The 14,430-nt window shown below is 69.7% G+C and carries 14 protein-coding genes and 1 tRNA gene; 7 read left to right on the forward strand and 8 right to left on the reverse strand.

The features are described 5' to 3' along the window. Window positions 1-20 precede the first annotated feature (20 nt). From CGZ93_RS16095 to CGZ93_RS16105, 3 genes are read right to left on the reverse strand one after another with little or no spacing between them, the layout of a single operon-like run. On the reverse strand, window positions 21-1,991 hold the full coding sequence (locus CGZ93_RS16095; protein WP_094365166.1) for a vWA domain-containing protein: 1,971 nt from the start codon (window positions 1,989-1,991) through the stop codon (window positions 21-23). After that, window positions 1,991-3,427, reverse strand: a complete 1,437-nt coding sequence (locus tag CGZ93_RS16100) for a sigma 54-interacting transcriptional regulator (RefSeq protein WP_229117527.1) — start codon at window positions 3,425-3,427, stop codon at window positions 1,991-1,993. The genes CGZ93_RS16095 and CGZ93_RS16100 overlap by 1 nt, the downstream gene beginning before the upstream one ends. Window positions 3,428-3,462: 35 nt before the next feature. Next, a complete protein-coding gene (locus CGZ93_RS16105; RefSeq protein ID WP_094365168.1) occupies window positions 3,463-3,642 on the reverse strand; it encodes an antitoxin in 180 nt (59 codons plus the stop codon). A 94-nt stretch (window positions 3,643-3,736) separates the two neighbouring features. Here CGZ93_RS16105 and CGZ93_RS16110 point away from each other — a divergent pair, with 94 nt between their 5' ends. Together CGZ93_RS16110 and CGZ93_RS16115 are read left to right on the forward strand one after the other, a co-directional pair. Further along, window positions 3,737-4,666 carry a 4-(cytidine 5'-diphospho)-2-C-methyl-D-erythritol kinase gene (locus CGZ93_RS16110; protein ID WP_229117528.1) on the forward strand — a complete coding sequence of 310 codons (930 nt, stop codon included), beginning with the start codon at window positions 3,737-3,739 and terminating at the stop codon, window positions 4,664-4,666. Between the two features lie 19 nt (window positions 4,667-4,685). After that, a complete protein-coding gene (locus CGZ93_RS16115) occupies window positions 4,686-5,480 on the forward strand; it encodes an LLM class F420-dependent oxidoreductase (RefSeq protein WP_094365169.1) in 795 nt (264 codons plus the stop codon). Between the two features lie 24 nt (window positions 5,481-5,504). Here CGZ93_RS16115 and CGZ93_RS16120 read toward each other — a convergent pair whose 3' ends face one another. Beyond that, window positions 5,505-6,278, reverse strand: coding sequence for a methyltransferase domain-containing protein (locus tag CGZ93_RS16120; protein WP_094365170.1), 774 nt, complete (start codon window positions 6,276-6,278; stop codon window positions 5,505-5,507). 75 nt (window positions 6,279-6,353) lie between these two features. On the opposite strand from CGZ93_RS16120, the gene CGZ93_RS16125 reads away from it, so the two are divergent. Beyond that, on the forward strand, window positions 6,354-6,860 hold the full coding sequence (locus CGZ93_RS16125) for a MarR family winged helix-turn-helix transcriptional regulator (RefSeq protein ID WP_094365171.1): 507 nt from the start codon (window positions 6,354-6,356) through the stop codon (window positions 6,858-6,860). 44 nt (window positions 6,861-6,904) lie between these two features. Here the strand turns inward: CGZ93_RS16125 and CGZ93_RS16130 are convergent, their stop codons facing one another. From CGZ93_RS16130 to CGZ93_RS16145, 4 genes are all read right to left on the reverse strand, one after another. Further along, the gene (locus CGZ93_RS16130; protein WP_094365172.1) at window positions 6,905-8,302 is read right to left on the reverse strand and encodes an MFS transporter; all 1,398 of its coding nucleotides are present in this window, start codon (window positions 8,300-8,302) and stop codon (window positions 6,905-6,907) included. A 3-nt stretch (window positions 8,303-8,305) separates the two neighbouring features. Further along, window positions 8,306-9,148 (reverse strand): SDR family NAD(P)-dependent oxidoreductase, encoded by an 843-nt coding sequence (locus tag CGZ93_RS16135; RefSeq protein WP_094365173.1) that lies wholly within the window; start codon window positions 9,146-9,148, stop codon window positions 8,306-8,308. 139 nt (window positions 9,149-9,287) lie between these two features. Next, window positions 9,288-10,490 carry an MFS transporter gene (locus CGZ93_RS16140; RefSeq protein ID WP_229117529.1) on the reverse strand — a complete coding sequence of 401 codons (1,203 nt, stop codon included), beginning with the start codon at window positions 10,488-10,490 and terminating at the stop codon, window positions 9,288-9,290. Between the two features lie 82 nt (window positions 10,491-10,572). Beyond that, window positions 10,573-11,181, reverse strand: a complete 609-nt coding sequence (locus CGZ93_RS16145) for a TetR/AcrR family transcriptional regulator (protein WP_094365248.1) — start codon at window positions 11,179-11,181, stop codon at window positions 10,573-10,575. Between the two features lie 84 nt (window positions 11,182-11,265). Here CGZ93_RS16145 and CGZ93_RS16150 point away from each other — a divergent pair. The 4 genes from CGZ93_RS16150 to CGZ93_RS16165 all read left to right on the forward strand — a co-directional run bounded on the left by CGZ93_RS16150 (window position 11,266) and on the right by CGZ93_RS16165 (window position 14,418). Beyond that, a tRNA-Gln gene (locus tag CGZ93_RS16150) sits at window positions 11,266-11,344 on the forward strand. Window positions 11,345-11,378: 34 nt separating this feature from the next. Further along, window positions 11,379-12,872 (forward strand): bifunctional UDP-N-acetylglucosamine diphosphorylase/glucosamine-1-phosphate N-acetyltransferase GlmU, encoded by a 1,494-nt coding sequence (gene glmU, locus CGZ93_RS16155; protein WP_094365174.1) that lies wholly within the window; start codon window positions 11,379-11,381, stop codon window positions 12,870-12,872. A gap of 17 nt (window positions 12,873-12,889) precedes the next feature. Further along, window positions 12,890-13,867, forward strand: coding sequence for a ribose-phosphate diphosphokinase (locus CGZ93_RS16160; RefSeq protein ID WP_094365175.1), 978 nt, complete (start codon window positions 12,890-12,892; stop codon window positions 13,865-13,867). Between the two features lie 2 nt (window positions 13,868-13,869). Then, window positions 13,870-14,418, forward strand: coding sequence for a hypothetical protein (locus tag CGZ93_RS16165; protein ID WP_094365176.1), 549 nt, complete (start codon window positions 13,870-13,872; stop codon window positions 14,416-14,418). Window positions 14,419-14,430: the final 12 nt, after the last annotated feature.

Raw genomic sequence — 14,430 nt, forward strand, 5'->3', positions numbered from 1 at the left:
ATGGGGTCTCGACCAATTCCTCAGCCGCGTCGCCCGCCCAGATAAGAGCCGACGACCGCGGCCCCGAGGTCGTCCAGGTCGGGGGCGACCACCTCGCCGTCCACGCGGCGGGCCAGCCGATCGATGAACCGGGCGAGCCCCCAATCCTCGCCCAGCCGGAAGAAGGTGACGTTCGCCCCCAGCCGGCGGGCGGTGTCCAGCTCCTGCACGGTGAGCCCGATCGTGTACGCCGACGGGGGATAGCTGAACACCGACTCGCCATCCGGTTCGAGGTGGGCGGTCGGTTCACCGTCGGTGACCACCAGCAGCACCGGCTGCGCCGAGGGGTGCCGTCGGAAGAACCGGTTCGCCAGCAGCAGTCCGTGATGCAGGTTGGTGCCCTGGACGCCCCAGTTCGCCTCCAGCGAGGTGAGCTCGGTGATCTCGAGTCGCTCGGCGTGCCGACCGAAGCCGACCAGCTCCAGCGCGTCCCCGCGGAAGCGCGTCGACACCAGCTGATGCAGCGCCAGCGCGGTCTGCTTCATCGGCACCCAACGCCCCTCGATCGCCATCGAGAACGAGGTGTCCACCAGCAGCGCCACCGCCGCCTGGGTGCGCGCCTCGGTCTCGGACACCTCGATGTCGTCCATCCGCAGGCGGACGCCCCGGCTCGGATCCCCGCCCTCGGCCACCGTCCGGCGGACCGCGTTGCCGACCGAACTGGTGACGTCCCACGGCTCGGAGTCGCCGAATTGCCACGTCCGCACCGCACCGGTCCGATCGCCGGCCGCTCCCGCGGTGCGGGTTTCCCGCTGCCCGGTACGCCCGGACAACCGCTTCGCCACCTGCCGCAGCAGCGCCCGGCCCAGGTGGCGCATCGCCTTCGGCGACAGCCGCAGTTTGTCGTCCGGCCCGCGGGTGAGGAACCCCGAATTCTTCAACGCCCGCTCCAGTTCGGCGAGGGTGCGCGCGTCGACCGCGGCCTGATCGCCGAGTTGCCTAGCCAGCCGCTCCAGGTCGAGGTCGTCCATCGTGGCGCCGGCGTGCTGCTGGGCCAACTGTTCCGCGAGCGCGTCCAGGTCGGCCAGGTCCTGCATCATCGATGCCGCCTCACCCAGCCCGACGCCCTGCTCACCCTCGAACCCCTCGGAGCCGCCCCAGTCCTCACCGGGTCGCAGCTCCCGCAGCGTGGAATCCAACGCCGAGAGCGATGCCATCAGCTCCGGTGAGCCGAACGCCTGCTGCGCCAAGGCGTCCAGCTCGGCCCGCTGCTCGGGGCTGAGCGAGTTGCGCATCCGCTGTGCCGCGGCGGCCCGGGTGGCCAGCGCATCCAGCAGCTCGTCGATGTTGCGCGGGTTCTCGGGGAAGAACTCGCCGTGTTTCGCCATGAACTCGGCGAAGTCGTCGGGGGTGTCCTCACCGCGGGAATGCTTGCCCAGCAGGGAGTTCAGGTCGTCCAGCATCTGCTTGACCTGGGCCCGGTCCTCGTCGGTGGCGTTCTCCAGCGCCTGCTTCATCCCGGCGAACCGCTGGTCCAGCTGTTCGCGGCCGAGCAGGTCGGAGATCTTCTGGTACGCCTCCCGCGCCTCGCTGGAGCGCCACTGGTAGTCCCGCAGTTCGTTCACCGCGGCCGCGGTGGAGCCGGGCAGGTTCTCCAGTTGCAGCTCGGCGAACCGGGCATCGTCGTCGAGGTCGCGGGCCAGCTGCTTGCGCTCGGCCAGCACCGCCTGGTCGAGCAGTTGGCGTACCTCGTCCAGGGTGCCGTCGAGTCGATGCCGCTGCAGCAGCTGCTGCCGCTTCTCCGCCACCCGACGGGCCAGGTCGTCCAGCCCCTGCTGGTCCCGGCCGCCGTGGCGCAGGAACTCCTGCATCGCCCGCTGCGGCGAGGTGCCCTCCATCACATCGCGCCCGATCGCGTCCAGCGCCTCGGCCAGGTCGACCGGCGGCGCGAGCGGATCAGGCCCGCCGCGATAGGGGCCGTAGGAGAAGCGGTGCGCGTCGCGACGCTCCATCAGCCGTAGACCGTCCCGCCGTCGCCGGACTCCTTGCCGATCCGACGGGCCAGGTAGAGCCCCTCCAGTGCCAGCTCGACCGCGCCGGCGCGTTCACCGATGCTTTCCGCGTCGACCCGGTCGGCGACCCGCTCGGCGACCCGCTCGGCGATCCGGTCATAGAGGTCGGAGTCCAACGAGGGCAGTGATTCCAGCAGTTCGGCCGCGGTCACCCGGTCGCCGGTGCTGACCAGCGTGGAACCGTCCATCGCGTCCACCAGGTCGGCCAGGTCGAGCCCGCGGAACCGTTCCCGGACGGTCGCTGCGGTGGCGCTTCGCAGCAGGTGGGTGAGCAGCTCGGACTCCCGGCCCTCCTCGCCGACCTCGAACTCCACCTTGCCGCCGAGCACCTCTGTCGCCGCGGCCAGATCCACCAGCCGGGCCACCGCCTCGTCCTCTCCGCGCACGGTGGCGCGGTGCAGGGCGGCGGCGGCCACGGTCTCGGCCCCGGCGATCGCGAACCGCGCCGACACCCCGGAGCGCTGGTCCACCGCGGCCGAGGAGCGCAGCTCGCGGGTGAACCGGGCGAGGATCTCCAGCAGCACCGCCGGCACCGCGGCGACCAGCGTCGCCTCCTGCCGGATCACCGCCACCTCGTCGTCGATCTCCAGCGGATAGTGGGTGCGGATCTCGGCGCCGAACCGGTCCTTCAGCGGGCTGATGATCCGGCCGCGGTTGGTGTAGTCCTCGGGGTTTGCGGAGGCGACAACGAGCACGTCCAACGGCAGTCGCAGCAGATAGCCGCGGATCTGGATGTCGCGTTCCTCCATCACGTTGAGCAGCGCCACCTGGATCCGCTCGGCCAGGTCGGGCAGCTCGTTGATCGCCACGATGCCGCGGTGCGCCCGCGGCACCAGCCCGAAGTGGATGGTCTCCGGGTCGCCGAGGCTGCGGCCCTCGGCCACCTTCATCGGGTCCACGTCACCGACCAGGTCACCGACGCTGGTGTCCGGGGTGGCCAGCTTCTCGGCGTACCGCTCGTCGCGGTGCCGCCAGGCCACCGGCAGGTCGTCGCCCAACTCGGCTGCCCGCCGGCGCGAGACCACGGTGATCGGCTCGAACGGGTGCTCGCCGAGCTCGGAGCCGTCGATCACCGGCGTCCACTCGTCCAGCAGCCCGACCAGGCTGCGCAGCAACCGGGTCTTGCCCTGTCCACGTTCACCGAGCAGCACCACGTCGTGACCGGCCAGCAGCGCCCGCTCGAGTTGCGGGATCACCGTGCCGGAAAAACCGTGCAGCCCCGGCCACGGATCCTCGCCAGCGGCGAGCAGCGCGAGCAGGTTGTCCCGCAGCTCCGTGCGCAGTGGCTTGTGCTCGTGGCCGCTGGCCCGCAACTCGCCCACGGTGGCGATGTTCGGGGCCGAGGAATTCTGCTGGGAGATGGAAGAGTCCGTCACCCCGTTCATGCTACGCGCGGGGCCCCAGAGTGGCATCAGCGCTTGCGCAGGCGGCGGCGGGCCGCCTCGGTTCCGCGGGCGATCTTGTTGGCGTGCTTGCCGCCGGTACGCCGGTTGGCCATCTCCGCGCCGCGGTCGAGCAGCCGGTTCGCCTTCTCCGGGTTCTTCTCGACGTAGTCGCTCGCCTTGCGCAGAATCTTGTCGAACACGCTCATGGTGCCTCCTCGTCGGATTTCTCTCCACGATAACCGGGAGGCCCGAATCGCCCCCCGCGGCGATGGCGTACCCCGGGCCGGTTAGCGTGTGCGCGTGGCATCAGCAGCAGCACCGGACGAGACCGCGATCAGGGTCCGGGTCCCGGCGAAGATCAACCTGACCCTGGGGGTCGGGCCGGTGGCCGAGGACGGCTACCACCCGCTCACCACGGTTTTCCAGGCGGTCTCGCTGCACGACGAGCTGACCGCGCAGTGGGACGAGCCCGGTGCCTTCTCGATCGCGATGTGGGGCGAGGGCGTCGATCAGGTGGCGGCCGACGACAGCAACCTGGCCATGCGGGCCGCTCGCCTGGTGGCCGAGCGGTTCGGCGCCGAGGATCAGCTCGGGGTGCGGATGTCGGTGAAGAAGTCGATCCCGGTGGCCGGTGGCATGGCGGGCGGGTCGGCCAACGCGGCCGCGGCGCTGCTCGCCTGTTCGGTGCTCTGGGACCTGGACGCCGACCCCGAGGAGCTGCGTGAGCTGGGCGCCGAGCTGGGCGCCGACGTCCCGTTCTCGCTGATGGGTGGAACCGCCATCGGGACCGGGCGCGGCGACAAACTGGTACCGGTGCTGACCCGGGGGCAGCACCACTGGGTGCTGGCCGTGGCCGAGGACGGTCTGAGCACCCCCAAGGTGTTCGCCCGCTTCGACGAGTTGACTCCCGACGGCGGCGACCTGGAAATGCCGACCGAGTTGATGAACGCGCTGGCCAGTGGCGATTCGGTGGCGCTCGGCAAGTGCCTGCGCAACGACCTGGCGGCGGCCGCCATCGACCTGCGGCCGCGGCTGCAGCAGACCCTCGAGGAGGGGATGGAGTTCGGTGCGCTGGGGGCGATTGTCTCCGGCTCCGGTCCGACCTGCGCCTTCCTGTGTCGCAACGAGGAGGCCGCTGTGGCGTTGAGCGTACGCCTCAGCGCCGAAGGAGTGGCAAGAGCCGTACGCCGGGTGCAGGGCCCGGTGCCGGGAGCACGATTGATCAGCTGACCAACCACGGAAATCCGCCATGACCGACAGGGTGCGAATCGGCGTACAACTGCAACCGCAGCATGCCGACTATGCGGCGATCCGCCGCGCGGCCGCGGCCGTCGATGAGCTCGGCGCCGACGTGTTGTTCAACTGGGACCACTTCTATCCGTTGTATGGCGAGCCCGAGGGCAAGCACTTCGAGTGCTGGACCATGCTGGCGGCCTGGGCCGAGGCCACCGAGCGCGTCGAGATCGGCGCGCTGGTGACCTGCAACTCCTATCGCAACCCGCAGTTGCTGGCCGACATGGCGCGCACAGTCGACCACATCTCGGCCCGCGACGGAGGTGGTGGACGACTGGTGCTCGGCATCGGATCGGGCTGGTTCGAGAAGGACTACGACGAATACAGTTATGAGTTCGGCACCGCCGGTGGCCGGTTGCGGGCACTGTCCCGCGACCTGCCGATCATCAAGCAGCGTTGGGAAAAACTGAACCCGGCCCCGACTCGGCAGATCCCGATCCTGATCGGCGGTGGGGGCGAGAAGAAGACGCTGCGGATCGTCGCCGAGCACGCCCACATCTGGCACTCCTTCGGCGACGCCGACACGTTCACCCGCAAGTCGCGAATCCTCGCCGAGCACTGCGCCGACGTCGGCCGCGACTCCGCCGAGATCGAACGATCGATCGGGGTGGACGCCGACAATCTGCAGCAGGACACAGAATCCAAGCACGCCGCGGGGGCGCGGCTGTTCACCCTCGGGGTGGGCGGACCCGACTATGACCTGGGTGCGGTCCGCGAACTGATCGCCTGGCGGGATCAGCAGAACGGCTGACCGCCACGCCCGATCCGGGCGGGTTCAGATGCGGTGCGCCACCACGAACGCCCGCGGGAACGGCAGCACGGTGCCGAACGGACGAGACGGGTACGCCTGGCGCAGCAGCTTGCGGTATTCGGCCGAGAAGGTGGCGCGCAACGAGTCCGGAAGTGCTTCCAGGGTTGGTCTTGCGCCGGTCCCGGAGATCCACGAGAACACCGGGTCCGGTCCGGTCAGCACGTGCAGATAGGTGGTCTCCCAGGCGTCCACCGTGCAGCCCCAGCCGGCCAGCAGCTCCACGGCGTCCGCGGTGGGCTGCTGCCGCATCGTGGCGACCCCGTCCAGCCGTGACGCGAACCGCGGGTCGGCGGAGAGTTCGCGGAGCAGCCGATGGCTCGGCTCGTTGAAGTTGACCGGCACCTGATAGGCCAACCAGCCGTCCGGGGTGAGCATTTCGAGCAACCGCGGCAGCAGCTGTTGATGATCCGGAATCCATTGCAGGGCGGCGTTCGAGATGATCACGTCGACTGGCTCGTCGGGCTCCCAGTCACGCAGATCCGCGCGCACCCAGCTGGGGTCGGTCGGGCCGCCGTCGTCCTGGCGGGCGCGGGTGATCATCGCCGGCGACGAGTCCACCCCGATCAACTCGGCGCCGGGCCAACGGGCGCCCAGGGTGCGGGTCAGGTTGCCGGGTCCGCAACCCAGATCCACCACCCGGCGGGGTTGCTCGGCACCCACCCGGGCCAGCAGGTCGAAGAACGGCCTGCCGCGATCGTCGGCGTACCGCAGGTAGAGCCCCGGATCCCAATCAGCCATGCACGCCTCCCGCCGTCGAGGCACAGCCGACCATGCCAAGATTCTCGATGTCAAGAGGTCGCGTACGCTGGGCCCATGGCCACCCAAGACGACGAAGTCGACCGGCTCGTCGCCGCCTGGGGGAGGGAACGCGACGACCTCGACCTCGCCCCGATGCAGGTGCTGAGCCGGGTCAGTCGACTGGCCAGGCTGCTCGATCGGGCGCGGCACCAGGCGTTCGCCGATCACGGCATCGTCGCCTGGGAGTTCGACGTGCTGGCGGCACTGCGGCGGGCCGGTGAGCCCTACCGGCTCACCCCCGGGCAACTGCTGCGCGAGACCATGGTGACCTCGGGGACGATGACCAACCGGGTGGATCGCCTGGTCTCCCGTGGACTGGTCCGCCGGGCACCGGACCCCAGCGATCGGCGCGGTGTGCTCGTCAGCCTGAGCGATGCCGGCCGCGAGGTCGTGGACGGGGCGCTCGCCTCGCTGCTGGCGCATGAGTCCGAACTGCTCGATGGGCTGGATCGCGAACAGCAGAAAGAAATCTCCGGGCTGCTCAGAGCGCTGTTGTTGCGCTTCGAGCAGCCCGGAGAGTGACCCTTCGACAGGCTCAGGGGCCCTTCGACGGGCTCAGGGAGCGATCAGTGACCGTGGGCCTCGTGGCCCGGTTTCGCCTCACGCAGTTGGCTCGGGTCGGGGTCCTTGGGCGGGGGTGCCGCCTTGAGGATCAGGGTGATGATCGCGGCGATCACCATTGAGGCACCGACCACCCACAGGCCGGCCTTCTGGTTGCCGGTGAGGTCGGCCAGCCAGCCGGTGATGTAGGGGGCCGCGAACCCGGCCAGGTTGCCGATCGAGTTGATCAGCGCGATACCGGTGGCCGCCGCAGCGCCGGACAGGAAGGCGGTGGGCAGCGTCCAGAAGGTCGGCAGGAACGCCATGATGCCGACGGCGCAGATGCTCACCATCACCATCGCCATGAACGGGTTGCCCATATAGAGGGTGATCGGGATCGCGACGCCACCGATGATCAGCGGGACCGCGTTGTGCATCACCCGCTCACCGGTCTTGTCCGAGTGCCGCGACCAGAGCAGCATCGAGATCGTGCCCAGCGCGAACGGGATCGCGTTGATCAGGCCACGCTCGACCAGGGAATACTTGGTGTTGTACTGCCCCTCGAAGCCCTTGATGATCGTGGGCAGGAAGAAGCTGAGGGCGTACAACCCGTAGACGCCACCGAAATAGACCAGCGACAACGCCCAGACTCGCGGCATCGCCAGCGCCCTGCCCATGCTGATCTGGTAGGTGGAGTCCTTGTGCTCGTGCTCGTAGTCGAGCTTGGCCTGCAGCACCTCCTGCTCGCTGGGCTGCAGCCACTTGGCGGCCGACGGCCGATCGGTCAGATAGAACCAGCAGATGATGCCGATGATGACCGCCGGAATGCCTTCCACCAGGAACATCGCGCGCCAGCCGGCCATCCCGAAGATGCTGCCGTGGGTGATCTCGATGATCCACGAGGAGAGCGGTGCGCCCAGTGCGGTGGAGATCGGGATCGCGGTCATGAACAGCGCGGTGTAGCGGGCGCGGTCCTTCTGCGGGAACCAGTAGGTGAGATAGAGGATGATCCCGGGGAAGAAGCCGGCCTCGGCGATACCGAGCAGGAAGCGCAGCACGTACAGCCAGGTCGCGTTCGGCACGAAGGCGAAGATCGTCGCGATGATTCCCCAGGACACCATGATGCGGGCGATCCAGCGCCGCGCGCCAAACTTGTGCAGGGCGATGTTGGAGGGCACCTCGAGGATCAGGTAGCCGATGAAGAACAGGCCGGAGGCCAGGCCGAACTGGGTCTGGGAGAGGCCCAGGTCCCGGTTCATGCCGTTGGGGCCGGCGAAGGCGATGTTGGTCCGGTCCAGGTAGTTGATGAAGTACAGCAGGATCAGGAAGGGCACCAGCCGCTTCGCGACCTTCTGGATGGTCGCATGCAACTCCGGCGAATCGCCGTCAGCTCTCACTTCTGCGGGTGGGACGGACGAGCTCATACGTCACCTTTCAGAGTCTTGGAGGGAACCCGGCTGGCTGGGCTGGGGTGGCTCATCGGCTGCGTCGCTCGACGGCAGCGGTGGGGTGAAGCGCCCGTCGATGGCGGTCCAGCCGCCGTCGACGGGCAGCGGTACGCCGGTCATGAACCCGGCCGCATCGCTGATCAGGAAGGTGACCGCACCGGCGATCTCGGCCGGCTGGGCCCAGCGGCCCAGGGCGCCCTTGGTGGCGTACGCGTTGTACCAGTCGGGGGAGGAGCGGATCTGGTCGGTCAGCGGAGTCTCCACCACCCCCGGCAGCACTGCGTTCACGCGTACGCCGGCCGGCCCGAACTCGGCGGCGGCGGTGCGGACCAGCTGCACCGCGCCCGCCTTCGCTGCGGCGTACGCCGACTGTCCCGGCTCGACGGTGGTGGCGCGGATCGAGGAGAAGACCACGATGCTGCCGCGTCCCTGTTCGGCCATCCGCGGCGCGAACGCCTGCACCGCCCAGTAGGGGCCCTTGAGGTTGAGCGCCAGCACCTTGTCCAGGTCTGCCTCGGTGTAGTCGACGATCCGCTGCCGGACGTTGGCCCCGACGGTGACGACGAGGCCGTCGACGGGGCCGACCTCGGTGGCGAGGGCGTGCACCGCGGAGCGGTCCGTGATGTCCAGGGTGTGCGCGGTGGCGCTGGGATGCTGGGCGGCGACCCGCTCAGCGGTTTCGGCGGAGACGTCGGCGCAGACCAGGGTGGCGCCGGCCTCGGCCAGGCTGGCGGCCACCTCGGCCCCGATGCCGCCGACACCGATCAGGACCACCCGCCGGTCGGCGAGGGAGAAGGCCCCCGGCCGTCCCGTCTGCTGCATCGAAGACCCCCTGGCACGACTGTGTGCACGCTGTTGCGTGTGGGGAAACTCTGCCGCTGGGGACTGGGGTGGTCAAGGGCGCTGTATACAACTCTGACCTACCGGTATAGAGCTGTGACCAATGTGGCCAGAGGAAGGGCTACTGCTCCAGGTCCGGGTCGCTCGCCGGCATCACCACGGCCAGCAGCAACAGGCCCATGAGCAGGGCGGCCGGCACGAACATCGCGTGCTGGATGCCCAGCAGGTGGACCAATCCGCCGACCACGGCGGGCCCGGCCAGGAAGGTGGCGTACCCGAAGGTGACGACCAGGGCGAGGACCCGCCCCCCGCCCATGTGGCCGGCCACGGCGTACACCTGGGGGGCGATCATGCCCATGCCGAGCCCGACCAGGGCCCAGCCGACCACCAGCACCGGCAGCGCGCTGGAAATCGCCACCAGCAGATAACCGACGGCCGCGCAGACCCCGCCGACGCGGACCACGGCGCGGCGACCGAAACGGGTGACCAACCGGTCGCCGACCAGGCGGATCAGGAACATCGCCGCGGCGACGGTGGTGAGCCCGAGCGCGCCGGTGGTCGGGGCGACCTGGGCGACGTCGGTGACGTGGATCGAGGACCAGTCGTACGCCGTGCCCTCGCCCAGGCCGAAGGCGATCGCCATCAATCCGAGCAGCCAGGCTGCGGCCGGGATCTTCGCCCGGCCGCCGCTCTGCTCGTCGTGGTGCGACAGCGGGGCGGCCGCCGGGGCCACCCGGGCCAGCACGAGCAGGGTGATCAGCGCCGCGGCGCAGGCCAGCCCGCCGAGCAGGGGGAGGGCGCCGGCACCGGCCAGGCTCGACAGACCGGGCAGGGTGGCGAGCCCGGCGGTGGCCAGCACCAGGCCGGCCCCGGCGAAGTTGCCCAGCGACCACATTGCGTGCAGCGTGCTCATCACCGGCCGTCGGCGGGCCTGCTCGACCTGCACCCCGTAGGCGTTCATCGCGACGTCGATCGCGCCGTTGCCGAGTCCGGTCAGCGCCGCGCCGACCAGGGCCAGCGGGTACGCGGGGGCGAGGCACAGCCCGAGCACGCCGATCCCGAGCAGCGGCAGGGACGCCAGGACCACGGTCCGGGCGCCGACCCGATCGGCCAGGCGGCCGCCGAGCTGCATCGAGAGGATGCCCATCACGCCGAGGGTGAACAGCACGGCCGGCAGCTGCCAGTCGGTCATCTGGTGCCGGTCGCGCAGGCTGGGCAGGGCGGCGGCATAGGTGCCGATGACCAGGCCGTTCACGGCGAACATGGCGATCGCCGAGCCGATGGCGACGCGGCTGTGCAGGGGCGGGTTGACGGTGGTGGACACGCGGGAACTCCAGGACTCGTCTGTATCGATTTAGAAGAGGTTCAAGTCTGACGCGCACGGGAGGCGTGTGTCAACCGACCGGTCAGGAGTCGGTCGGGCGAGCGCGCAGCGTCGGCTTCCGCTCCAGGTGCCGCAGCCCGTTCCAGGCCAGGTTGACCAGATGTGCGGCCACCACCTGCTTGGACTGCTTGCGGTTGTCCAGCCACCACTGACCGGTCAACCCGACCATGCCGACCAGCATCTGGGCATAGATGGGGGCGGCCTTGGCGTCCAGCTTCCGCGTCTTGAACTCGGTGACCAGGATGTCGGTCACCTGGGAGGCGACGTCGGAGAGGATGCTGGCGAAGGAGCCCGAGCTCTGCCCGACGTCGGAGTCGCGGACCAGGATCCGGAATCCGTCGGTGTGGTTCTCTACATAGTCGAGCAGCGCGATGGTGGCGTACTCGATCAGGTCCCGCTGGGTCCCCGGGCGCTGCAACGAGCTGCGGATCGCTTCGAGCAGCGTGCGCACCTCGCGGTCGATCACCACGGCGTACAACCCCTCCTTGCCGCCGAAGTGCTCATAGACGACAGGCTTGGACACCTGCGCCCGGGCCGCGATCTCCTCGATCGAGCTGCCCTCGAACCCCTTGTCGGCGAACAGCGAGCGGGCGATCGTGATCAGCTGCTCGCGACGCTCTTGACCGGTCATCCGGACCCGACGCCGACCGGTCGCACGCTCGCTGCTCACCGGCCCAGTGTGGCACGCTAGGCTGGTCCGGCCGCACGGCGGCGATCCCCGGTTGGTCTGTCGGCAGGGCCCGCCTGACTTTGAATCAGGACAAGCGACGTAGGTTCGACTCCTACCCGGGGAGCGGAAATGTTCGTCCAGCTGAGGGAGAGCCTCCTTTGACCGATTCGGCACAGACCGATTCCGCGCGTCGGGTTGCTGCGGTCGTCGTGCTGGCCGCCGGCGCCGGCACCCGGATGAAATCGTCCAGATCCAAACTGCTGCACGAGGTGGCCGGCCGGTCCATGCTCTCCTACGCCGTTTCGGCGGCCGAGGCGCTGGACCCCGAACACCTGGTCGTGGTGGTCGGGCACCAGCGTGAGCAGGTGGAGTCCCACCTGCAGGAGATCGCACCCGAGGTGCGTACCGCCGTCCAGGACCAGCAGAACGGAACCGGACACGCGGTCGCCTGCGGACTCACCGGGCTCGAGTCGCTGACCGGGGAGGTGGTGGTCACCTATGGGGACGTACCGCTGCTGGCGGGGGAGACCCTGGCCGACCTGGTCGCCGCCCACCGGGCCGCCGGGGCAGCCGCCAGCGTGCTCACCGCCGAGTTGGCCGACGCCGGCAGCTATGGCCGGATCGTGCGGGACGCCAACGGTGAGTTCGAGCGGATCGTCGAGGCCAAGGACGCCGACCCCGACCAGTTGGCCATCACCGAGATCAACTCCGGGATCTATGTCTTCGACGCCGAGGTGCTGCGCGACGGGCTCGGCCGGCTGACCACCGGCAACGCCCAGGGCGAGCTCTATCTGACCGACGTGCTCGGGATCGCCCGCGGCGACGGCCGCAGCATCGGCACCGTCACCATCGAGGACCTGTGGCAGACCGAGGGGGTCAACGACCGCGTCCAACTGGCGGCGATGAACGCCGAGATGAACCGGCGGATCTGCGAGCGGTGGATGCGCGCGGGGGTCACGATCATCGATCCGGCCAGCACCTGGATCCACTCCGGGGTCGACCTGGCGCGCGACGTGACGCTGCTGCCGGGCACCTCGCTGGAGGGTGCCACCTCGGTCGGCGAGGGTGCCACCATCGGCCCGGACACCACCCTGCGCGATGTCGAGGTCGGGGCCGGGGCGACCGTGGTCCGCTGCCAGGGTGAGCTGGCGGTGATCGGGGAGAACGCCACGGTCGGGCCGTTCGCGTTCCTGCGGCCGGGCACCCAGCTCGGAGCCGGCGGCAAGGTGGGCACGTTCGTGGAGACGAAGAACACCACCATCGGCGAGGGCGCCAAGGTGCCGCACCTGTGCTATGCCGGGGATGCGGTGATCGACGCCGGCGCGAACATCGGCGCCGGCACGATCTTCGCCAACTATGACGGCGAGAAGAAGTGGCACACCCATGTCGGGGAGCGGGCGTTCGTCGGGTCGAACTCGGTGCTGGTGTCGCCGGTCGACATCGGACCGGGCGCCTTCGTGGCCGCCGGCTCGGGGATCACCGACAACGTGCCACCGGGGGCGCTGGCGGTGGCCCGCGGCCGGCAGCACAACTCGCAGGGGTGGGTCCAGCGGCGCAAGCCCGACAGCAAGCAGGCCCGCGCGGCCGCGGCCGCTGAGGCGTACCAACCGGATGAGCAGGTGACCGCGGACCAGCAGGTGCCACGGGACTAGGGCAAGGAGCAGCGCCAGTGAGCGGGTTGAAGCAGAATCGCGAGAAGCACCTGATGCTGTTCTCCGGCCGCGCGCACCCGGAACTGGCCGAGGAGGTGTCCGCGCTGCTGGAGACCGAGCTGACCGAGACCCGCTCGGTGACCTATGCGAACTCCGAGATCTATGTGCGGTTCGAGGAGTCGGTACGCGGCAGCGACGCGTTCGTCATCCAGGCCCACCCGGCGCCGGTGAACGAGTGGCTGATGGAGCAGCTGATCATGGTGGACGCGCTGAAACGGGCCTCGGCCGACCGGATCACCGTGGTCTCCCCGTTCTATCCGTATGCCCGCCAGGACAAGAAGCACGTCGGCCGCGAACCGATCTCGGCCCGGCTGATCGCCGACCTCTACCGCACCGCGGGTGCGGACCGGATCATGTCGGTCGACCTGCACGCGGCGCAGATCCAGGGGTTCTTCGACGGGCCGGTCGACCACCTGTGGGCGCTGCCAGTGCTGTCGGACTATCTCAGCAAGAAGTACGCCGGCGAGGACCTGGTGGTGGTCTCGCCCGATGCCGGACGGGTACGCCTGGCCGACCTGTGGACCGACAAGCTGGGCTGCCCGCTGGCGATCATCCACAAGCGGCGTGACCCGAACGTGGCCAACCAGGTCGCGGTGCACGAGGTGGTCGGTGAGGTCGAGGGCAAGGTGTGCCTGCTGGTCGATGACATGATCGACACGGCCGGCACCATCTGCCAGGCGGCCGACGCGCTGACGGCCCGCGGGGCCAAGAAGGTGATCGCCGCCGCCACCCACCCGATCCTGTCCGGGCCCGCGGCGCAGCGGCTGAACGACTCCGCCTTCGCCGAGGTGGTGGTCACCAACACCCTGCCGATCTCCAGCGAGGTGGCGGTCGACAAGCTCACGGTGCTGTCCATCGCTCCGCTGATCGCCCAGGCCATCCACGAGGTGTTCACCGACGGTTCGGTGACCTCGCTCTTCGGCGGCCAGAGCTGACCGTGCCGGTCCGGGCCTTTGTCGCGGTCCTGGTGCTGGCGCTGCTGGGACTCGGTGGCTGGGGGGCGTACGCCTGGTTCACCCAGAGCCCGGACAACCAGTTCGAGTCGCTGAGGGCCGGCGACTGCATCCGGCTGCTCGACGTGCCGGGGGTGGGCCCGGCCCCCGACGGCACGCTCACGGTGCGGCACGAGGAGGCCGACTGCGCGGAGGGCCCGACGCCGATGACCTACACGGTCGGGGTGGTCGGCCCCGGTCAGACCCCGTGCCCGAACGGCGACTACGTCGAGTACTACCAGGTCTCCACCAGTCGTACGGCGGGCCAGAACACCCGCGAGCACACCGCCTGCCTGGTGCCGAACTTCGAGCCAGACCTCTGCTACGGGGAGGACGACAGCACCTTGGGCTATCAGGTGGTGCCCTGCGGACAGGGCGCCCTGCTGCACGTGGACTCGGTCACCAGCGACCCCAGCCAGACCTGCCGCAACGGGGCCCGAAAACTGAGCTTCCCGCACCCGCCGCGACTCTTCTGCGTGCGCCCTCCCGCCTGAGGCCCACCTCGC

The organism is Enemella dayhoffiae (genome assembly GCF_002250625.1).
GTDB classification, from domain to species: Bacteria; Actinomycetota; Actinomycetes; order Propionibacteriales; family Propionibacteriaceae; genus Enemella; species Enemella dayhoffiae.

Coding starts and splice junctions, on each gene's coding strand:
- CGZ93_RS16095 (WP_094365166.1), bottom strand. CDS start 1,991: ATGGAGCGTCGCGACGCGCACCGCTTCTCCTACGGCCCCTATCGCGGC.
- CGZ93_RS16105 (WP_094365168.1), bottom strand. CDS start 3,642: ATGAGCGTGTTCGACAAGATTCTGCGCAAGGCGAGCGACTACGTCGAG.
- CGZ93_RS16115 (WP_094365169.1), top strand. CDS start 4,686: ATGACCGACAGGGTGCGAATCGGCGTACAACTGCAACCGCAGCATGCC.
- CGZ93_RS16120 (WP_094365170.1), bottom strand. CDS start 6,278: ATGGCTGATTGGGATCCGGGGCTCTACCTGCGGTACGCCGACGATCGC.
- CGZ93_RS16125 (WP_094365171.1), top strand. CDS start 6,354: ATGGCCACCCAAGACGACGAAGTCGACCGGCTCGTCGCCGCCTGGGGG.
- CGZ93_RS16130 (WP_094365172.1), bottom strand. CDS start 8,302: ATGAGCTCGTCCGTCCCACCCGCAGAAGTGAGAGCTGACGGCGATTCG.
- CGZ93_RS16135 (WP_094365173.1), bottom strand. CDS start 9,148: ATGCAGCAGACGGGACGGCCGGGGGCCTTCTCCCTCGCCGACCGGCGG.
- CGZ93_RS16145 (WP_094365248.1), bottom strand. CDS start 11,181: ATGACCGGTCAAGAGCGTCGCGAGCAGCTGATCACGATCGCCCGCTCG.